Here is a 21,772-nt window from a genome sequence, read left to right on the forward strand (position 1 = left end):
CTCGGTTAATTAAGGCGCGGTTATAGGATGACCAATTGGTTGTACGGTAGATTTTAGAGGCAGGCTTATTCATTTTGAAATTATATTGCTGAATAAGCTTTTGATGCTAGGTTTGTGCAACAAAGCCGCTGCGAAGTATTAAATGTACCTATCACTGCATATTTAACTTCAAACTGATCTTTCACCTCAATTAATGAGGTGTTCATGAAATAGCTACAATATCACTTGCTTGTAAGCCACGCTGACCTTGTTGCACAACAAATTGAACTCGCTGTCCTTCGAGTAGATTCTTGAAACCATTTGCTCGAATTTCACTAAAATGAGCAAATACATCTTGACCATTATCTACAGCGATAAATCCGAAACCCTTAGTTTCGTTGAACCACTTAACAGTACCAGTTGTTAAATTAGACATCATTTATTTCCTATATTATGTAATGAATAATTAGAAAATAATTTTGAAGATAGACTTTTAATAGAATGAAAGATGTAATTAATATCAGATCAAAATAAAATTAGTAAACAATAAAATTATAATTCTAGAAAACGAATATAACACATATTTAATTGATTTAATTTTCTTTAATAAAAAAACCTAACTACAGATCGACCGCAATTAGGTTGTAAACTTTTAAATTAGTTTTTAATTGGTAGCGGGAGCTGGATTTGAACCAACGACCTTCGGGTTATGAGCCCGACGAGCTACCAGACTGCTCCATCCCGCATCAACAAGTGCATTTGTACGCTAATTTGAGATATATAGCAATCTAAATAATTTATTTTTATCAAAAACTATAAAATCATTATCGTTACTAGATAAATTATTCAGATAATTCTGTTTTAAATTTTTGATGTAAAGACCTATACAAATTGAGTTTAAATTTTTCATTATTTAGTAATAATGTCGACTCTTCAGCCCAAGTAGCCTTTCCCACATCTAAACCAGAATGATTCAATGCCCAATCAGATATATACCCATAGATAAAAGAGTTATCAGCAAAGACCCATTTTACGATCTTATTTTGTTCATTCAGAAACACCTTATATGTAGGTAATGAACCAAAAAAACTAAATTTAGTGTATATATATTTGTAATGTTCGTTCATAGAATTATTTTAAAAAAAAGATGGACCATAATAGCAGTTTTATGTGTTTTAACTAATAAAAAAACATCGCTTGTAAAATCAATTCGAGGTTGATTTTAAAATACGGATTCACTTTTCATAAAAAAATTAATGATCACATGAAGGTCTTCTCGATCACTTTTTCAAGAATAATTTTAGAATTAATGTTGGCTATACCTTTAATTTTGTTTAACTTATTAATAATAAACTGGGAAAACCCATTTAAATCTTTGGTGGCCACAAAGAGAACGTAATTCGAATCCCCTGTAATGATAAAAGCATTGATCACTTCATCAAAATTACGAATCTGGCTCAGAAAATGCTGATGATCTGATTCGGTCAGCTGATTGAGTTTAATTTCGACAATCGCCTCAACCTGAATACCCAATTTTTCATAATTAATTTTTGCTTGGTATTTTTCGATGACTCCATTGTTTTCTAAAATTTTGACACGTCGATGGCATGCTGAAGCAGAAAGATTCACTAAATCTGCCAATTCCTGATGACTTAGTCGTGCATTTTGTTGTAATAGTCTTAAAATTTTATGATCAATGAGGTCTAAATTCATTCCTAAATATCATCCTGATTTTTTATATTTAATTCGAATACTATCCAGTTTTCATGCAATTTCAAGCATAATTATCGGATAAATACTAAAAATTACCGTGATAAAATCGAATGAAATAACACGGACCGAGTCAGGATAAAAATGATTACCTTAGATCAATGCAAAGCATGGGATGCTGAAGACGAACTGAAACATTTAAAAAATGAATTTGCTATACCTGAGAATACTATCTATCTAGATGGAAATTCCCTTGGTGCACGCCCTACATCTGCTTTAACACGTGCTCAAGAAGTGGTGAGCCAAGAGTGGGGGGAAGATCTCATCAATAGCTGGAACAAAGCGGATTGGTGGGGATTATCGACTCGGTTAGGTGATAAGGTGGCTCAGCTCATTGGGGCAAATCCAGGCGAAACGGTGATCTCTGATTCAACCACACTCAACTTATTTAAAGCACTCTCTGCTGCTGTCAAAATCCAAGCTGAAATCGCTCCTGAACGTAAAGTGATTATTGCGGAAAAGGACGTCTTCCCGACTGACCTCTATATTATTGAAGGTTATATTGACCTTGTTCAAAAAGGCTACCAACTGGTTTTAATCGAACATCCTGATGAATTAGAAACCACTCTGAAAGCCCATCAAACGGCAGTTGTGGTGTTGTCACATATCAATTACCGCTCAGGCTATTTCTATGACATGGAACAAGTCAACCAAACGATTCATCAATATAACGCTTTGGTCATCTGGGATCTATGCCACTCTGCAGGCGCTGTTCCAATCGATTTAAACAAGACCCAAAGTGATTTTGCCGTAAGTTGCACATATAAATACCTTAATGGTGGACCAGGTTCTCCTGCCCTCATCTGGGTAAATGCAAAACACCAAAATAAATTTTGGCAACCTCTTTCAGGATGGTGGGGTCATCAACGTCCTTTCGATATGGCTGATCACTACGAGCCAGCTCAAGGCATTCGTCGTTTTTTATGTGGCACACAAAGTATTTTGTCCATGAGTTTGATCGAATGTGGTTTAGATGTGTTCTTAAAAACTGACATGCAAAAGATCCGAGAAAAATCTCTAAATTTAACAGATCTCTTTATTCAATTGGTTGAACAGGAATGTGCTGAATTTGGTTTTGAGTTAATTACACCAATCGATCATTTACAGCGTGGTAGTCATGTGAGTTATTGCCATGAACACGGTTATGCCATTGTCCAAGCGCTTGTTGCACGTGGTGTGATTGGAGATTACCGAGAGCCAGCCGTGCTCAGATTTGGGGTCACACCTTTGTACCTAAGCCATGAAGACATTTGGCATGCTGTTCAACATCTTAAACAAGTGATGCTGAATGAAGAATGGAAAAATGAAAAATATTCGGTGCGAGGTCAAGTAACTTAATTCAGTTACTCACTTTACATCACCATGGCCAGGAGGGCTTATGAGTAACTTCGATAAAATTCAAACACGCGAAGCAGGATTACATAAAAAATTAACCGCTAAACAAATGGGCATGATTGCAATAGGCGGTGCCATTGGCACCGGTCTATTCATGGGCAGTAAATTTGCCATTAGTTTTGCAGGACCTGCTGTCATTCTAAGCTATGCGATCGGCGGATTAATTGCTTTTGCACTAATGGCTTGCTTGGCAGAAATGACTGTACAACACCCCACTTCAGGCTCGTTTGGTGCTTACGCTGAACATTATATCAACCCACTTTCTGGTTTCTTAGTTCGTTATAGCTACTGGGCATGTATCGTGTTGGCTGTAGGCACTGAAATTACCGCCGTGGCTGACTATATGAAACTTTGGTTTCCTCATGTCGGTTCAGGTATTTGGATCGTGTTTTTTTCAACCGTACTTCTCGCAGTAAATGCTTATAGTGTCAAAGCATTTGGCTTAGTTGAATATTGGTTTTCGACGATCAAAGTGTTTGCCATCATTGTGTTTATTCTGTTGGCAATAGGTATTTTGACGCAAGATCCAAATCCTCATCAAGCGCTAACTCACAATCTCACTGCACATGATGGCTTTATGCCAAATGGATTTAAAGGTGTTTGGATTGGTGTCATTATTTCTATTTTTAGTTATCTCAGTATCGAAATGATCGCGGTTGCTGCAGGTGAAGCCAATGATCCTGAAAAAGCAGTTAAATACGCTTTCAAAAGCACTGCGATTCGCTTATTTCTATTTTATTTACTATCGCTGAGTTTAATTGTCACTCTCGTTCCATGGACTCAATTGATAGCACCAGGTGCAACCAGTCCTTTCGTGTCTGTTATGCAAATTGTCGGCATTCCTTTTGCTGATCATATTTTAAACTTCATTGTGATTGTGGCAGCACTGTCCGCAATGAACAGCATGTTATATATCTCAACGCGTATGTTATTCAGTTTGTCACGTTCAGGAGATGCACCGAAACTGTTTGGTAAAATTCGTAAAAATGGGGTGCCCATCAATGCCTTGCTACTTTCGGCAACAGGTATTGCCGTGGCGAGTATTGTATATAGCATTAATCCCGAATCAGCATTTCCAATCATGATTGCACTGTCCATGTTTGGAGCTTTATTTACTTGGGGGGCGATCTTTGCCACACACTACTTCTTTAGAAAGAACTTAGCAAAAAATAATATCCACCTCAAATACAGCATTCCTGGTAGTCGTTATATTTCCTTTATTGGTTTGTTTGCCATTCTTGCAATCACGCTTACCACATGGTTTACGCAAGAATTTAAATCAACTCTCCAGTTTGGCGTGCCTTTTATCGTGATGTTAATCATTTTCTATCAAATGAAGAAATCATCCTTAAAGCATCAATTAACTGAAAATGAACAAGCCTAGTAAAGGAGCTGTAAATCATGCTCTATGACAACTCGCAAACTGTGACGGATGAAAATCAGATCTTATCTGATTTTCAAAAAATGAGCCAAGCGACTTATAAGCAACACCATCATATTGCCGATTTACAGTACGACTTTCAGCGAAGATCTACACTGGATTTTTTCCCCACACCTGTTGCCACCAATACTACTGTTATTTTTATACATGGTGGTTATTGGCAATGGTGTGAAAAAAGGGATTTTGCCTTTGTTGCTGAATTTGTTTTAAAGCAAAATGCTCAATGTGTGTTGGTTGAATATGATTTAGCGCCTCAAAGTAGTTTAAATCTGATTAATCTACAAATTCGCAAAGCGCTCGATTATATCCACAAACAAACTTGGATCAGCCCCAATGTCATTGTGGTTGGACATTCTGCTGGTGCCCATTTGGCTGCTTTAAATTTAGATCATCCCTTGATTTGTTCAGCGGTATTACTCAGTGGGATCTATGACCTAAAACCGATTCAAGAAACGCATTTAAACAAGGCTTTAAATTTATCTGAGCTAGACATTAAAAACTTAAGTCCAGTTGAACATTCTACGCACTTTGCTAAGCCCTGTACGATTGTGTATGGACTCGATGAGTTACCAGAACTGAGATGGCAAAGCCAAAAATATTATCAATTTCGGCAGCAACTAGAGCCTGAATTCACGCATCTCTTGAGTTTTGCAGACACCAACCACTATTCCATTTTGGAACGATATTTTAAATCGATAATGACCACCTAATTTCTACTCAGCTTTAATCAGCTGAATCACCAGCTTAATTCATATCTAGTCACACGGATGTTACTATGTCAAAACCATGCTTTTACAAGTTATTGCTTTCCTGCACCTTTATTTTGTCAAATCTTACATTTGCCGAGATAACACTCATTGATGAACAGCAAATTGTGAGTGAATCCGATCGTTTAAAACTCACCACGTCTGGTAGTATTCGTCTACAAGCCTTAAATTTCGATCATTACGATCAATCTAACGAAAATCAGAAATATCGCAGAGATGGTTATAGCTCAAATAGCCGTATGTATGCCAATGCTGATTATGCATGGAATGAACGTTTGCATTTAATTGCAGGCTATCAAAACTATATCAATCTTCCCAAGATGCTGGATTGGGACGGTCATTACCGTTCCTCTGATGAAAACATCACCACCGAACAGGCGTATATTGGTCTGCGTGATTCAGCATACGGTACCGTTAAATTTGGAAAAATCTATAGTATTTATTACGACATTGTAGGTGCCAAAACTGACCTATGGAATTACTCAACCTTGGCTCAGCCCCAAACGTGGAGCCCTGTCGCTTATACAGATGGTACGCAAGCAGCTCATAAAACTTTACGTTATGAGCTCAAAACGGATAAAGCAAACTTATATGCCAGCTATTTGTTCAAGGATAGTACGACGGTCGCAGATACGGATGTGCAATATCAACGTAAAAATGGTGCCGAATTGGCAGTTGATGTGCATTTAAATAAAAATTTAAGTTGGGCGACCTCATGGAAGTACAACGATGCTAGTCTGAACAATCAACAAGATAAACATGATTTAAAGCAAGAAATTTGGGCAAGTTCATTATTTTATTTTGATGGAAAATGGATGCTTAGCTTTGGCGCTGGTTGGTATAAAAATCTAGTTCCAAATTTTGATGCTTACAGTGAATCGAGCGATTTTCAACTTCAATCATTGCTGAATACTGAGGCTTATGGCGTTGAATTTTATGCGGGACAGCACTTCAAGATTGAAGAATACGGTATCAAATTCATTCAGCCCTATATCATGGGAAATCAACTTGAATATACCAGTGGCTCAGAGTTTAAACGCCGTGATCTCGGTGTTGGTATAGCAGCTAGATTTAACCATGGTTTTGGATTTGATTATGAACGTTTATATACACATGATACGTTCCAAACCCCAGATATGCATTTATTCCGTTTACGTTATGAATGGTAAATTCTAATTTTAGGTTAACTATCCTTCAAAGCCTTGTTATTTAAAAAGGCTTTGAAGGATCACTCATGGATTCGCATCAAATCTCAATAAGTTGTAGCGTTATACAAAGTCTTTAATAAATTTTATTTAATGCATAACATTTCAATTAACTTAATATTTTTAGAAAGTTGCATTGACATGGGTTCAAAATAAATCGTATCGAATGAATTATTATCATCTACGGCTTTACCTTGCGGCGTAAAACGCTGGCTTTTGACATAGGCTCTGGCTTTATTTTGACAATCAATTTGATGAACGGCTTGTATGTAGCCCTTGGGTTTGATGTTTAATGAGGGTACGCCATGTTCATACACATATTTATAGTCAATTTCAAAAATATGCGAGGCTTGATCGAGTGATTTAATAGTCGTTTTATCAATATATGACCAGCCCCCATCATCCCGATCAAACATGGTCCATTGTGGTGATTGTGCTAAGCTGATGCTGCTACACAGCACACAAGTTAAAAATATAATCCCGTCTTTCATTCAACTGTCCCTAATTCAACTATGAACAAACGTTTTACTATATCACCATAAAAACAAAAAACCCTTTGTTATACAAAGGGTTTTTAACTATTTAATTCATTGTTAAATAATAAAAAACATTAAAATTTAACAAAAGTATATCTCTAGTGTGTCTCAGAACGGTAAATCATCATCTAAATCAGATGGTGCTGTCGCCATTGGCTTCGGCGCTGGTTGATTTTGTGGCTTTTGGAAGCCTTGGTTAACGTTGTTATTACCATAACCAGCTTGGTTACCATAACCGCTACCTTGATTATTATTGTTATAACCACCTTGGTTGCCATAACCACCGCCTTGGTTGTTATTAAAACGTGGTTGATTATAACCTTCACCACCATTTTCACTTTGCTGACGATTATTAGAATCTAACATCTGCATTTGTTCGCCACGAATTTCAGTCGTGTAACGTTCTTGACCATTTTGGTCTGTCCACTGACGGGTACGTAAAGAGCCCTCAATATAAACTTTTGAACCTTTACGTAAATATTGCTGTGCAATTTCACCTAAACGATTATGTAAGACGATACGGTGCCATTCTGTTTGTTCTTTGCGTTCACCTGAGTTTTTATCTGTCCAAGATTCACTTGTCGCAATTGAAAACTGCGTTAATGAACCACCATTGGGAAATGTTTTTGTCTCAGGATCTTTACCTAAAGTACCAACTAAAATAACTTTATTCACGCCGCGCATGTGCTCTAATCTTCCTATTCGATTCTATGTTTTACTTTATAAGAGTTATGATTAAATGGCTACCTCTTTACCCAACAAGTGCGTTAAATGTTGTCGCGCAGTGTCATCTAACTGCTGCTTATCAACTTTGACATAGACCACTTGTTGATCAGTCATCACCACGACCTCTTCAATACCACGAATTGCCAGTAACTGAGAAGTCCATTCATCTGTTTCTTGGACTTTGGGCAAACTCAAAATCAGTGATGATAAATAACGTGGCTGCTTTAATCCAAAACTAATCAACAGCCAAAGAATGGCAATTCCTGTCAGTACCCCCCAGCCTAGAGCAGTGTTATTTAACATCAGCAATTGCCCACCCAGTATACCGCCAAAAAAAGCACCTAAGAATTGACCACTGGCATTCACACCCATTGCTGTCGCTTTGGATTGGATAGGTGCTGCCTTCGATAACCAAGATGGCAGTAGTGCTTCCATCACATTAAAGGCAATAAAGAAAAGACCTAAACCAAGCAACAAAATGTATTTCGATTCAAATCCAAAAATCATCACGATCAAACCGGCGATGATCCCAGCAATCGCAGTCAGAAAAATACCTCGCATTTTTCGATATTTTTCAGCAAGAATGATACTAGGAAAAGCAAAAAATAAACTGATTACCAATAAGGGAAGATAGATCAAACCATGCTGAGCTAAAGGAATATCTGCAAAGTCAATCAATTGAGAAGGCACATAGATGAACATCGCCGTCAGCAATAAATGCAAAGCAAACACAGAAACATGTAAGCGATTTAAATCGCCCATTTTCAAAACTTGTTTTAGCTGAGTGAGATAACCTTGCTGAAAATTTTTATGATGCCGTGTTGTTTTGGGAACAAGAAATAGCATTGCAATGGCAAGTAATCCCATGAGCGTAGTCACCCAGAATAAGCCTGAAATACCCACCACACTGGTCAACCATGGTCCTAAACTAAATGCAATAACGAAGGAGAGACCAATACTCATCCCCATCATTGCCATCGCCTTCATACGATTTTCTTCACGCGTAACATCAGCCAATAACGCCATGACGACAGCAGAGACAGCCCCACCCCCAGCTATTGCACGCCCTATAATCACACCATAGATTGTGTCTGACATTGCCGCGATTGCTCCACCCAAGGCAAATAAGAATAAACCCAATACGATCAACGGCTTTCGGCTATAGCGGTCTGCAATCAAACTAAAAGGAATTTGTAGTATTGCCTGAGTCAAACCATACACACCTACGGCCAAACCAATCAAAGCAGGTGTTGCATATTCATAAGCCTGTCCCGCAACAGAAAAGACCGGGACAATCATAAACAGACCTAACATTCGCAATGCAAAAATGCTGCTCAATGCAAATGTGGAACGGCGTTCTAAGGCATTCATCATAAAATTTAGGTTATCGCGTGATTTCTATGTCTACTTTGATTATAGAATATTCGGCTGATGAACAGGCATGAATTTTATTTGAAATAAAGATCAACACCATCTGTTTTCCCTAGAGCAAAAGCCTTAAGCCAAAAAAAGCACAGCTTGTGCTGTGCTTTTTTTGATGTGTTCATCTAGCCTTGTAGCGCTTGACGCTTCTTATATTGAATAGATGCAATCACTGCCCAAACAATAAATGCTACACCAATCAGACCTGTTACCACTTCAGGAACATGCACGCCCGTACCACTCGCAATCATAATGAAAGCCAATGCACCAATTGCATAGTGCGCACCATGTTCTAAATAGATGTAAGCATCTAAAGTACCTTTCTCAACGAGATAGATGGTAATCGAACGAACAAAGATGGCACCAATCGCGAGACCTAACATAATCACCACAACATCTGAAGTAATGGCAAAAGCACCAATCACACCATCAAAACTAAATGATGCATCCAATACTTCTAAATACAAGAATCCACCGATACCCGCTTTGACTACGCCTGTTGGCACACCATTACTATCGTGACCAATTGCATTACCATTTTCATCAATTTCAGGCTCACCACCCAGCAAATGGCTCAGTACTTGTACCCCAATATAAATGACGATGCCCCAGATACCCGCCATAGTCACGACTAAGCGTTTAGCTTCATCAACATTAGCTGCCATGATCAGTAAAGCCACTAAAGCTACAAATACAGATAGTGCAGGTACAGATGCCAGTTTCGCTAAACGACGCTCAATCCATTTGAACCAATGCGTGTCTTTGCCATCATCCAAGAAAAAGTTAAGGAATACCATCAATAAGAATGCACCACCGAATGCTGCAATTTCAGGGTGATGATTCATCAGTCGTGCCGAATATTCTTTAGGGTCATTTAATGCCAAATTGACAACTTCCATCATGCCCATATCTGCTGTGACCGCGACGATCACAATTGGGAAGATTAAACGCATACCAAATACTGCAATGAGAATACCCACAGTCAGGAAAAGCATTTTCCAAAAGTGATCCCAATGACGAAGCACTGAAGCATTGACAACAGCATTATCAAAAGAAAGTGAAACCTCCATCACAGCTAAAATTGCAGTGATGGTCAGTACGGTGAACATGGTCTTGAGGCCAGCTTCTGGACCATGGGTATAACCCCAATAGGCAGACAGCGCAAGACACACGATCGTGAATACGATTGAGAAACCAAAATGTTTCCACATAATCTAGCGACCTTATAAAAATGATGTGAATCAATAAAAATTTTACAAAACATAAACTTAGAGTTTTTATATGACGATTATTAAACGAAGTCTGTGCTTAGTGATTTGTAAAAATTCTAAAAATTGAATGTCTGATTTCTAGCGCTAAAAGACACTCAATTAAACTGTGCTAATTATGACGAGTTTTCAAAATTTATCCAAAGTTCTTCGTATGATTTTTTTGTTGAAGATGATGTATCGCTCAAGCTAGTTTTGTAACGACAAATTGATATGATCTTAGATGATACCTAGAGATGATTTTATTCAGGATGGATTTATGCGTTTTTCAGAAGCCGTTTGGCAACGAAACTACGATTTATATCAAAAAACATTAGCACTCCCTTTTAACCAAGAACTGGCGCTTGGAACACTGAATCAAGAAGCTTTTTGCCATTACGTCATTCAGGATGCGCATTATTTGGTTGCCTATGGTCGAGCATTGGCTATTTGTGGTGCTAAAGCATATGACTCCGATGCCATTATTCAATTTACGCAAGGTGCTAATGAAGCAATTGTGGTTGAGCGTGAACTGCACAATGGTTTTATGCACGAATTTGGCATCACTAAAGCTGATTTTGAAAATACACCTTTGACTGCTGCTTGCCATCATTACACCTCATTTCTGACAGCTACTGCATGGTCAGAGAGTTATCCTGTCGTTTTAGCTTCATTACTGCCGTGCTATTGGATTTATGCGGAAGTGGGCAAAGACATTCTTAAACGTAATATTGCAAATAATCCTTATCAAGCGTGGATTGACACTTATGCTGGCGAGCATTTCAACGAAGAAGTACGAAAAGTCATTGAAATTATTGACCGTGTTGCGGCAGAAAGCGATCAACATACCATTGAAAAAATGCATCAAGCTTACACACGGGGAGCTGAACTCGAATATTTATTCTGGGATAGTGCCTATCATCAACGTCAATGGTTAAGCCTAGATCACTCATGATGCTATTACCTGCATAACCAAATTAAAGGTCGGTGATCTAAACTGCATTGCCGACTTTCAGGCTCATTTCGATTTAAATGGATTTAAGACTGGATTTTAAAGCAAACTTCAAGCACAATTATTATTGATAATAATTCTCATTATCATAAATAAAATTTACTTGAGGTTTTCTATGCAACATTCACTGGGAACAGAAGCAATCCGTGCATATTTCACTTTACAATGCTGTTGGTTAAATAATGAAGAAGTTTATTTAGAAAAAGGATGTACACACTGTGGATCTGCTGCCACATATCTCATTTATTTTACCAATCATCATATTCAAAATTTAATGCTCGACTTCATTGCACAATACTCTTGTTCAAGCTCTATACGTTTTGATTTTCTAGATTTACAACATTTCGAAGCCGAATATAACGATTTTCTTCAACACTTAGAAAAAGAAGTAAATTTTTACGCACGTCAACATCATGCTATTGAAAGACATATATGTTTTGAACAGGTGGACTCTATTTTCGAACGTCACTATTCACGTGCTTGCTAATCAATATTCACCCGAAATTCACTTATATTTAACATCCTATGGCTCATCATGACATCAAATTTGCGAATTGATTATGTCTTGTTCATCTATTTAAAATCAGATTACAGGAGCTCTCAAAGCACTTTACATTGGACTTTTGCTGTTCAATGAAATTTTACCGACATAATTTGTCGTGTTTTATTTTTCATTTGTGCTTGAACAAAATTAAATCGCTATCATATATCACCTTCACTCAGCATATTTTCGAGATGTTTTATGAGCCAAAGTCATATCCGTATTCGAGGCGCACGCACCCATAACTTAAAAAATGTGAACCTTGATATTCCACGCGATAAGTTCGTGGTGATTACGGGACTTTCAGGTTCAGGTAAATCTTCACTGGCTTTCGACACCTTATATGCAGAAGGTCAACGTCGCTATGTGGAATCTTTATCTGCCTATGCACGCCAATTCCTGTCACAAATGGAAAAACCTGAAGTCGATTCGATTGAAGGTTTAAGCCCAGCTATTGCCATCGAGCAGAAATCAACCAGTCATAACCCACGTTCAACGGTCGGTACGATTACTGAAATTTATGACTATTTACGTTTGTTGTATGCTCGAGTGGGTACACCCTACTGCCCTGAGCATGACTTGCCGATGGTGGCACAAACCGTGTCGGAAATGGTTGATGCGGTTAAAGCACTTGAAGAAGGTACTGCTTTATTGTTACTTGCTCCTGTTGTACGTGAGCGCAAAGGTGAATACACCAATTTATTTGAGCAATTACAAAGCCAAGGTTTCGTCCGTGCACGTGTAGACGGTGAAATTATGGAAATTGATCCACCGCCTGAACTGGATAAGAAGAAAAAACATACCATTGAAGTCGTGGTCGACCGTTTTAAAGTCCGCGATGACCTAGGCAACCGTATTGCAGAAAGTTTTGAAACCGCGCTACGTTTAGGTGGCGATATTGCCATTTTGTCATGGATGAAAGGCGAACAATCTGATCGTGTGTTTTCAGCAAAACACTCATGTCCTGAATGTGACCGTGCCGTTGCCGAATTAGAACCTCGTCTGTTTTCTTTTAATAACCCATTTGGTGCTTGCCCGGTCTGTGATGGTTTAGGGACACGCAGCCATTTTAGTTCTGACAAACTCATTCCAAACCCTGAAGTCAGCATTAGCCAAGGGGCAATTCGTGGTTGGGATCGTCAGCGTCCATACTATTACAGCATGATTGAAAAAGTCGCTGCACACTTCGACTTCTCACTTGATACGCCGTGGAATGAACTTGATGCGGATACCAAAAAGAAATTCCTTTACGGTACAGGCAAAGAAAAAATTGACTTAAGCTATATCGATGAACGTGGTCGCCGTCATAACCGTGTGATGGCTTTCGAAGGGGTTTTACCACATTTAGAACGTCGTTACCGTGAAACTGAATCAAACTATGTACGTGATGATTTAGCTCAGTATTTATCGAATGCGGCATGTGACGCTTGTGGCGGTTCACGTCTCAATGAAATTTCACGTCATGTGCGTGTCAAAGACAAAACCATTGCCGAAATTACCAAAATGTCGATTGGCGATGCTGAAAGCTATTATCAAGACCTTAATCTTGAAGGTGCCAAAGGTGAAATTGCCGATAAGATTTTTAAAGAAATTCGTGAGCGTTTGCACTTCCTCGTTTCTGTAGGCTTGAATTATTTAAGCCTTTCACGTTCTGCCGAAACCTTATCAGGCGGTGAAGCACAGCGTATTCGTTTAGCTTCGCAAATTGGTGCTGGCTTAATGGGTGTGATGTATGTGCTGGATGAACCATCAATTGGTTTGCATCAACGTGATAATGACCGTTTGCTTGAGACTTTGGTTCGTTTACGTGATCTCGGCAATACCGTTTTAGTGGTTGAGCATGATGAAGATGCCATTCGTGCAGCGGATCATATTATTGATATTGGTCCTGGTGCAGGTGTGCATGGTGGTCATGTCATTGCCGAGGGGACTTATGATGAATTGGCAGCCAATGAGGATTCTCTGACAGGCAAATACCTTTCAGGTAAGTTAAAAATTGAGGTGCCGAAAACGCGTGTACAACCACCTAAACCTGATGAGCAAATTAAGCTGATGGGTGCATGTGGTCACAACTTAAAGAATGTTGATCTCACCATTCCTTTAGGTGTGATGACCTGTGTGACGGGTGTATCGGGTTCAGGTAAATCGACTTTAATTAACCGTACTTTATTGCCACTTGCTGCAACACAATTGAATGGTGCAACGACGTTAACGGCAGAAAAATTTGATTCGATTGATGGCTTACAATTCCTCGATAAAGTCGTGGATATTGACCAAAGCCCAATTGGACGTACACCGCGCTCAAACCCTGCAACCTATACAGGTTTGTTTACGCCAATTCGTGAACTCTTTGCTCAAACCCCAGAAGCCAAAGCACGTGGGTATGCCGCAGGTCGTTTCTCGTTTAACGTGAAAGGTGGTCGCTGTGAGGCTTGTGAAGGCGACGGTATGATTAAAGTGGCGATGCATTTCTTACCGGATATGTATGTGCCATGCGATGCCTGCCACGGCAAGCGTTATAACCGTGAAACTTTGGAAGTCGGCTATAAAGGTAAAAACATTTCTGACGTGTTAGAGATGACCGTTGAAGATGCAATGCATTTCTTTGATGCGATTCCTGTGATTCACCGTCGTTTAGAAACTTTACATCAAGTTGGTTTAGGTTATATCCGTTTGGGTCAGTCGGCAACCACGCTTTCAGGTGGTGAAGCACAGCGTGTGAAACTTGCACGTGAGTTGGCGAAGCGTGATACAGGTAAAACACTGTATGTGCTTGATGAGCCAACCACAGGTTTACATTTCCACGATATTGCGAAACTTTTGGATATTCTTCATGAGCTACGCAATAAAGGTAATACCATTGTGGTGATTGAGCATAACTTAGATGTGATTAAAACTGCCGACTGGATTGTGGACTTAGGTCCTGAAGGTGGTGCTGGTGGCGGTATGATTATTGCCGAAGGTACGCCTGAAGAAGTAGCGAAAAATAAGGTTTCGCATACGGCGAGATTCTTAAAGCCGATGTTAAAGTGATTTTGAAAGGGCTCATAAGAGCCCTTTTTAATTGTCTAATCTTGAAATCAGATAATTCATATACTCCGTATAGAAAGGCTCTTTCTCTGCTTTTTCTTTATATATTTCAGTAATCAACTGGCGAATTCTTTGGCTTGTCTCTTGATCCTCTTGATTATCTAATATTTTCTTAACAACATAGCTACTATTGAGAGATGTGAATCTCGCATCATTATTTATTTCTTCAAAAAGAAGTTTTTCCCACTGTCCTTTACTAGCGTATTCAATTGCTAATTCATCTCGATCATTCCAAACTTCATTTATATAAACTTGAAAAATTGCATCAATCAGCTTTGGTAATTCTTCTTTAGAAGGTTGATGATTTAAAATCAACTCCTTAAAAACAGGTCTTATTTCATCATCATCTTGAATATTATAAAAACTTTGACGCTCTTTATTCTTTTGTTCTTTAATCCATTCACAAATATTTTGCTCCAATGATGTAACATCCTCATTAAAAATTTCTAAAATTTTTAAAGCAAAATTTAAATTATGAATATTTTCTAAGCCAACTACAGCTTTCGTTGCTTTATGGAAAATCTTTGGAAAATTCTTGCCTACTCGAAGCCCCCCAAAAATCTTCACACAACTTATGAAAATCATCTTTAATTTTATTATTTTCTTCAGAAATCATCGTGGAGTTTGCTAGGTCATGTAATAAAGTCCAATTTGGCTCTCCTTTTTGATCAAACCATTTTTTAAACTCCATAAACCATTCATCAGAATAAATAAATTTGTAATCTAGTGACTTCAATGATTCATAGGTTTTACGTTTTCTCTCAGCCCAATCAGTCTGATTTTTCTCAAGCCTTGACTTTATATCTTCCCAATTAAACTCATATTTTTTTCCAAAATCTTCAATGAAATATCCTTGAAGAACTCTTATAAGAATAATCTTTTTTGTTGAATCAGCAACGTCTTGCGATAATTGCTCTCTAAATTGTTTATTCAGCTTTATCACTTTTTGAAAAAATCGAAAATTATGAATTTCCATTTCATCAGCAAACTGCACCATTAAACCTACTAATGACTCATCTATATCTTTTGTATTTTCACGAAGTAAAGGTTCAACAGAAGTAATTTTGATTGTTTCATCAATCAATTTTTCTTTGTATTCAGCATATTTTTTTTGATTGTCATCTTCATTTTTCGTTTCATCTAAAATCAATATAACTTGGCAATTTCGCTCTAATTTAAGCTGATTTGCTAGACCCATTACATCTTTTATATCTAACTTTTTAGACATTCGTTCAAAGTCATCAAAGCAGATGATTGCATCTCTGACTTGAGAATACAAAACTGCTTCAAAAATTTTAGCTGATGAGTTAATACTAAATCCTTCAGTACTTCCACTCATTTTTACATCACGAAGTGCTGATAATCCTTTCTTTACAAAAGTAGGAATCTCAAAATTCTGAGAGGACTCTATATTGAAATAATTACTGCTCATATTTGTTGAAATAGCAGTTTTGAGATCAGAGATACTCTCTATTCCAAATAAAGATACATACGCGTATTTTTTACTAAATATTTTGTCTTTATTCTTTCTTTCATAACTTGGCTTTTGCTTTATTTCATTTTCTTCTTGTTCAGCTCTTCTTTTGATAAATTTATACCAACTAAAAGTCTTTCCTACTCCCCAACATCCCGTAATCGCAATTGCGATTCCTTTATTTTGATTCTCTTTAAAAATAGTTTCTAAACTTTGTTCTTGTTGAATATTCATTGCCTAAAATAATTCATGCTTTTTATATACTTATAAATAAAAAAGAAATGAAAAACAATCAGCTTGACACTGTATTACGCCCTGCTGCTTTGGCTTTAAATAAGGCTTGGTCTGCCTTAGCAAATAAGGCTTTCCAAGAATCAGCACCGACAGCGACACCCACACTGATCGATACAGTAAACGACTGACCTTGCTCATCTGTAAATTGTAAATCACCAATACTCTTACGCATCTTTTCTGCAGCACGTAAACCATGTTCAAGGTCTAAATTTTCAATCAACACCAAAAACTCATCCCCACCAAAGCGAACGACTAAATCAGTTGATCGAACATTATGACTTAAACAATTCGCCACCTGCTGAATGACCTGATCCCCTGCCACATGACCATATTGATCATTAACCTGTTTAAAATAATCAATATCTACAATCATCAAACACGTTTGGGTAAACTTATTGGGCTGAGCTTCCATAAGTTTGGTATAGGCTTCTAAAGCAAAACGATTTGAAACACCTGTTAATTTATCAGTATTGGCAATATTCTTTAATTCAAATTCAAACTCATCACGTTGATGCAACATTTTCTGAAGTTTTTGCATCGCTTCGTGTAATGAATGTACTTGCTTCTGCTGATCTTCAATAAAATGACTATCGACCAAAGCATTGGCATACGATAATTCAACTAATTTATCTCTCACCATAATAAGCGGCGAAATAACTTTACGTTGAACATAAATCATCGTAAATAAAGCAGCCAATAGTGAAATTAAAGAGACAATCAATGTGAGTATAAAGTTGAGTTGATTCGCGTCTTTTTCTGACTTTGCGATTTCAACGCTCTTATTGAGCAAATAGTCTTGCAAATCGATAACTGTTAAGAATTTACCAGATACAGCTACACTTAATTCAGTCCCTGATAAAAAATAAGGTTGTCCCTTTCGGCTTTCATCAATTAATCGCATGATGATAGGTAAACCTTGATCAATAAACTGAGTTTTCACTTCTTGGTGTAAACGAGCGAATTCAGCTGTACGATGGCGTTCTGGTTGGATGGTATTCACTAAATCCCACAAATAGCGAACTTGTTTTTGCGTTTGTAATGCGCGTGCAATATTGTCACTTGGTAACGGCTGCTGAAATGTCACATGTGCAGTTACGTTTGAAGCAACACGTCCAGCCTGATCACGCAAATCTGCCAACACCAAAATCATGGTGTAATAATGCCCCATCGAACTGTCTTTACTTTTAGACTGCATTACCAGTTTTTTCAGTAAATCATGGCTGCTATCCCACGCATTAAACATTGTAAGAATAGCTTGATCTAAAGCTTCAGGCGTACGCTCTGCAAATGGCAACGAAATATAGTGATCGACTTGTTTGCGACCTTCCGCTAATTTTGGATTTAGGTATTGAACGACGTACTCTTCTAACCCATCATATCCAGACTGATCTAATCGATGAATCGAGACCTTAATTTGTTCATCTACTCCCGCGCGATACTCAATAAGCGCTTGTTTATTTTTTTCAAACTCTTCTTGTGAACTCGACATTGCCATGTTCGCAGGGCCACGCTCGCGTGAAATACGATTCGCTAGAGCAGCAACGGCACGAAGATTTTCTATTTCAATCAATGCTGTTTGTGATTTCTGATATTCGCGATAATGGCTAATGACCAATGGGATTGAAATACAGAGGATAGATAAGACGATAATTATCACGAACACAAATAGGCGGCGACCAATTTGCTCGGAATGTGATTTTAACATCCAAACTACCTCTAAAATAAAAGACCGTATAAAGCGGTGAGATTTATAAAATTTCTTTGAACTTAGTTATATTTTACAATATAACCATGCTTAAAAAGCACTTAAAGCACAAGTTTTTATTTAAGAAACAATGTGATAAATATCACACTATTGTAATGCCGTAAATTTTTTTTGTTCAATATTTAAATTATTTTTCCACCAATATACAAGTGATATATTTCGCAGTATTTACTTTTTTTGAATTAAAATCAGATGATTATTTTGATCACTTAATCAGCATCGAAAAAATAGATCACGCGCATAATATTTAATCATTATACAAACTTCATCCTTTAAATCATAATACTTACATCGCAAAGACACTGATTCATATCAGATTTGCTTAATGAATTTTGCTCTACCCTCGGATGTTTCTCCCACATATAGAACATCCTTTTTCAGCCCAGCCATCCCAATCGGCTGGGTTTTTTTTATCTTTTATATGACTTTTAACGTAAATAATGAAATAAACCGAGTCGATCTAAAATATCTAAAGTGATTTCCTTCCGTTGCTGAATTTTATCACCATTTTTCATTTCTAAATTTAATGCAAAGGCAGTGACTTGACCGCTGGCTTGTTCTACAAAACCCACATACCAGCCCACCTGAGGCTCAATATCCATTCCCCAACCACTTTTGGCATATAACTTATTCGCACCACGTGATTCGACATACATCATGTCTCTTACATCTTGTTGTACATCTCTACGAAACGGCAATGACAACTGTGCCAATCTATAAACAAATTTAACTTGTTGATCAGGTGTAATCTCTAGAGGACCTTTTAACCAAAATTGATCTATCTCATCCCCGACTTTTGCATTTCCATACTGAATTCGACTTAATTCCTGCTGCATCAATGTTGGTCCAATACGGTGTGCTAAGGCTTGATACACAGGGACAACAGATGCTTGTAAGGCCTCACCAAGCGTAAAATCACGTTGCCAACTATCAAATGAACGCTTATTTCCATCCCATTTAAACACTTCATACCGAGTTGATTTATGATGTTCTAATCCAATCAAAGCATTGACTATTTTAAAAGTGGATGCAGGGATAAAATTTTCTTTTGCTCTTGTTCGATCAGAACCGTAAGTTTTAACGTGTTTGCCATCATAGGTGAGAAATACACCTTGAATATTTTGCTGATTAAATAGGGTCTCAATATGATGCTGATTCTTTGATTCACTGCTATTCAGCATTGAATCGTCTTTTAAATCGTATGCTTTTGTTCTCGGATTAATATGATCTAAGGCCTGGCAGGCAGATAAAAAAACAGACGTTAAAACAAGTGCAACAACGTAGATTCCTTTCAATTCAATGTTCCAATTTGACCAATGCATTTAATTCAATTTTGACAGATTATTTCCAATTTTTTTGTCTATTTTTAACACTTTTTTTAAAAATAATATTTACATGTGCAATATGCTGGTGCATAATGCCCCACATTAGGGCGAGATAGAAATATACCTCAGCAGAATTTCTGTATTTCCCTCAAGTTTTGGCAAAAAAACCTAGTTTTCATAGAAAACTAGGTTTTTTTTTGCTCAGTATTGATAAAGAATACACCCAATTATGCACCATAATGGTGCAAATAAATATAAGTTAAAAAAATCCAGCCTTGGAGAAAGCTGGGTATATAAGAGAAATAACCACTATAATATTTAGTAAATCTAAAAGGTAAAACTCAATTTATTTAAATATAAAAAAAAACTTAGTTAACGAGCATGTAATTATGTGAAAATTAACTTAAATTGCAAAGATCGTAACCCTTTGAAATTCGGAATCTACCTAACACTTTACAGCCAAGTAGGTGAAAAAAGTCACATTATTTATTTTCAAATGAGTTAAAATTAAACAAAAATCTTAAATTTCATGTAAATTAACATTTTCTTTATACGTTTTATCCGATTCTAATAATCTTTTTTTTGTATAATTTCGATGCAATTTTTTTAGCTTAATCGACCTTGAAAATCTCCTTATCACATTGTTATTTTTGAATAAAATGTTCAAAAATTCATGTTCTTAATCTTCTTGTATAAAGACATAACACACAAAATAAATTTAGACCAGCAGGCTATTACCTTAAAGATCATTGACTTAATACATTGTTACAATACAATATTTACTGCATATTCATTCGACATTTATTTGGTAACTATTATGAAAAAAATTAGTTTAGCCACTGCTTTATTAGTAGCAATGACTGGGGCACACGCATATCAAGTTGAAGTACAAGGCGCTGCTGAATACTTTGATGACTCATTGAACAATGATAACTATACTGGTTCTGTTCAAGGTACTTACTACTTCAAGAATGTAGACTCAACTAAAGGTCCTTTAGCTGAAGCGGCTTTCTTAAATCAAGCATCTAATGTTTCTGTTGCTTATAACTTCGGTGAATATTCTGCTGATATTAAAGCTGCTAATCAGAAAGTTGAAGCTCAGCAACATAACTATGGTGCAAAAGCTGAAGCTTATATCCCAACTAAACTTATTCCTTTATATGCAAGCGCGTCATATAGCCACTCAAAAACTGATGCTAAAAATGACTTCACTGCAAACAACCCATTAAACCACCCACAAGTTGCTAAATTAGCAGATGGTAACGGCGATCGTTATGCTTTAGAACTTGGTGCAATGTTACTTCCAAACTTCTTAGTTGCTGTAGGTTATACAAGCGTTGCTGATCAATACTCTTTTGATGTCTTTAAAGCAATCAACAACGGCAGCGTATTCTCAGCACTTGAAACAGGTACTATTGCTGAAGATCAAGATGCGATCACAGCTCGTACTAAATATGTAGGCGGCATCACTGATACAAATATGTCTGTTGGCTTTGAAGCTGGTTTAGTATACGGTGAAGATACACTTTACCAATTAAAATCTGACCTTTACTTCAATCCACAGTTAAGCGCAGGCGTTTCTTATACTGAATCAAGCTTTAATGACACTCCAAGCTCAGCTATCGGTGCTAACGTAAACTACTTCATCACTCCAGCTGTAGCTGTTGGTGCAAGTTATGTAAATGCTAACGCTGAAAATGGTTCTAGCCGTGATACTGAAACTGTTGGCTTAAATGCTAAATTCCGTTTCTAATAAATTATTAGATACAGAATCAAAAAAGGA

18 protein-coding genes and 1 tRNA gene are annotated in these 21,772 nt (G+C 37.3%); 8 read left to right on the forward strand and 11 right to left on the reverse strand.

From position 1 onward, the window contains the following. Positions 1-202: 202 nt before the first annotated feature. The 3 genes from FTV32_RS08930 to gigD form a co-directional block, all read right to left on the reverse strand. Positions 203-415 carry a cold-shock protein gene (locus FTV32_RS08930; protein WP_180028465.1) on the reverse strand — a complete coding sequence of 71 codons (213 nt, stop codon included), beginning with the start codon at positions 413-415 and terminating at the stop codon, positions 203-205. Positions 416-648: 233 nt separating this feature from the next. Next, a tRNA-Met gene (locus FTV32_RS08935) sits at positions 649-725 on the reverse strand. Between the two features lie 514 nt (positions 726-1,239). Continuing rightward, a complete protein-coding gene (gene gigD, locus FTV32_RS08940) occupies positions 1,240-1,692 on the reverse strand; it encodes an Lrp/AsnC family transcriptional regulator GigD (RefSeq protein ID WP_092766480.1) in 453 nt (150 codons plus the stop codon). A gap of 141 nt (positions 1,693-1,833) precedes the next feature. Between gigD and kynU the strand changes: the two genes are divergently transcribed. The 4 genes from kynU to FTV32_RS08960 all read left to right on the forward strand — a co-directional run bounded on the left by kynU (position 1,834) and on the right by FTV32_RS08960 (position 6,521). Next, a complete protein-coding gene (kynU, locus tag FTV32_RS08945; protein WP_180028466.1) occupies positions 1,834-3,087 on the forward strand; it encodes a kynureninase in 1,254 nt (417 codons plus the stop codon). A 40-nt stretch (positions 3,088-3,127) separates the two neighbouring features. Next, on the forward strand, positions 3,128-4,528 hold the full coding sequence (locus FTV32_RS08950) for an amino acid permease (protein WP_180028467.1): 1,401 nt from the start codon (positions 3,128-3,130) through the stop codon (positions 4,526-4,528). 14 nt (positions 4,529-4,542) lie between these two features. Next, positions 4,543-5,295, forward strand: a complete 753-nt coding sequence (locus FTV32_RS08955; RefSeq protein WP_180028498.1) for an alpha/beta hydrolase — start codon at positions 4,543-4,545, stop codon at positions 5,293-5,295. 65 nt (positions 5,296-5,360) lie between these two features. Continuing rightward, a complete protein-coding gene (locus tag FTV32_RS08960) occupies positions 5,361-6,521 on the forward strand; it encodes a porin (protein ID WP_092766484.1) in 1,161 nt (386 codons plus the stop codon). Positions 6,522-6,643: 122 nt separating this feature from the next. Here the strand turns inward: FTV32_RS08960 and FTV32_RS08965 are convergent, their stop codons facing one another. The 4 genes from FTV32_RS08965 to FTV32_RS08980 all read right to left on the reverse strand — a co-directional run bounded on the left by FTV32_RS08965 (position 6,644) and on the right by FTV32_RS08980 (position 10,452). Next, a complete protein-coding gene (locus FTV32_RS08965; RefSeq protein WP_180028468.1) occupies positions 6,644-7,048 on the reverse strand; it encodes a hypothetical protein in 405 nt (134 codons plus the stop codon). 153 nt (positions 7,049-7,201) lie between these two features. Beyond that, complete coding sequence (gene ssb / locus FTV32_RS08970) at positions 7,202-7,777, reverse strand: single-stranded DNA-binding protein (RefSeq protein WP_092766486.1); 576 nt, start codon at positions 7,775-7,777, stop codon at positions 7,202-7,204. A gap of 51 nt (positions 7,778-7,828) precedes the next feature. Beyond that, entirely contained in the window at positions 7,829-9,193 is a 1,365-nt protein-coding gene (locus FTV32_RS08975) for an MFS transporter (protein WP_180028469.1), read from the reverse strand. A 173-nt stretch (positions 9,194-9,366) separates the two neighbouring features. Continuing rightward, positions 9,367-10,452 carry a DUF475 domain-containing protein gene (locus tag FTV32_RS08980; protein ID WP_179999088.1) on the reverse strand — a complete coding sequence of 362 codons (1,086 nt, stop codon included), beginning with the start codon at positions 10,450-10,452 and terminating at the stop codon, positions 9,367-9,369. Between the two features lie 316 nt (positions 10,453-10,768). Between FTV32_RS08980 and tenA the strand changes: the two genes are divergently transcribed. The 3 genes from tenA to uvrA all read left to right on the forward strand — a co-directional run bounded on the left by tenA (position 10,769) and on the right by uvrA (position 15,074). After that, complete coding sequence (tenA, locus tag FTV32_RS08985; protein ID WP_035265765.1) at positions 10,769-11,443, forward strand: thiaminase II; 675 nt, start codon at positions 10,769-10,771, stop codon at positions 11,441-11,443. Positions 11,444-11,615: 172 nt separating this feature from the next. Then, complete coding sequence (locus FTV32_RS08990) at positions 11,616-11,987, forward strand: hypothetical protein (protein WP_180028470.1); 372 nt, start codon at positions 11,616-11,618, stop codon at positions 11,985-11,987. Between the two features lie 255 nt (positions 11,988-12,242). Then, positions 12,243-15,074 carry an excinuclease ABC subunit UvrA gene (gene uvrA / locus FTV32_RS08995; protein WP_180028471.1) on the forward strand — a complete coding sequence of 944 codons (2,832 nt, stop codon included), beginning with the start codon at positions 12,243-12,245 and terminating at the stop codon, positions 15,072-15,074. A gap of 27 nt (positions 15,075-15,101) precedes the next feature. On the opposite strand, the gene FTV32_RS09000 is transcribed toward uvrA, so the two are convergent. From FTV32_RS09000 to blaOXA, 4 genes are all read right to left on the reverse strand, one after another. Beyond that, a complete protein-coding gene (locus FTV32_RS09000; protein WP_180028472.1) occupies positions 15,102-15,698 on the reverse strand; it encodes a hypothetical protein in 597 nt (198 codons plus the stop codon). After that, positions 15,643-16,839 (reverse strand): hypothetical protein, encoded by a 1,197-nt coding sequence (locus FTV32_RS09005; RefSeq protein WP_180028473.1) that lies wholly within the window; start codon positions 16,837-16,839, stop codon positions 15,643-15,645. The genes FTV32_RS09000 and FTV32_RS09005 overlap by 56 nt, the downstream gene beginning before the upstream one ends. A gap of 58 nt (positions 16,840-16,897) precedes the next feature. Then, positions 16,898-18,604, reverse strand: a complete 1,707-nt coding sequence (locus tag FTV32_RS09010; protein WP_180028474.1) for a GGDEF domain-containing protein — start codon at positions 18,602-18,604, stop codon at positions 16,898-16,900. A 488-nt stretch (positions 18,605-19,092) separates the two neighbouring features. After that, the gene (blaOXA, locus tag FTV32_RS09015; protein ID WP_092766492.1) at positions 19,093-19,986 is read right to left on the reverse strand and encodes a class D beta-lactamase; all 894 of its coding nucleotides are present in this window, start codon (positions 19,984-19,986) and stop codon (positions 19,093-19,095) included. A gap of 820 nt (positions 19,987-20,806) precedes the next feature. On the opposite strand from blaOXA, the gene omp33-36 reads away from it, so the two are divergent. Then, the gene (omp33-36, locus tag FTV32_RS09020) at positions 20,807-21,742 is read left to right on the forward strand and encodes a porin Omp33-36 (protein ID WP_180028475.1); all 936 of its coding nucleotides are present in this window, start codon (positions 20,807-20,809) and stop codon (positions 21,740-21,742) included. Positions 21,743-21,772: the final 30 nt, after the last annotated feature.

It is taken from the genome of Acinetobacter sp. YH16032, assembly GCF_013417345.1.
Lineage (GTDB): Bacteria > Pseudomonadota > Gammaproteobacteria > Pseudomonadales > Moraxellaceae > Acinetobacter.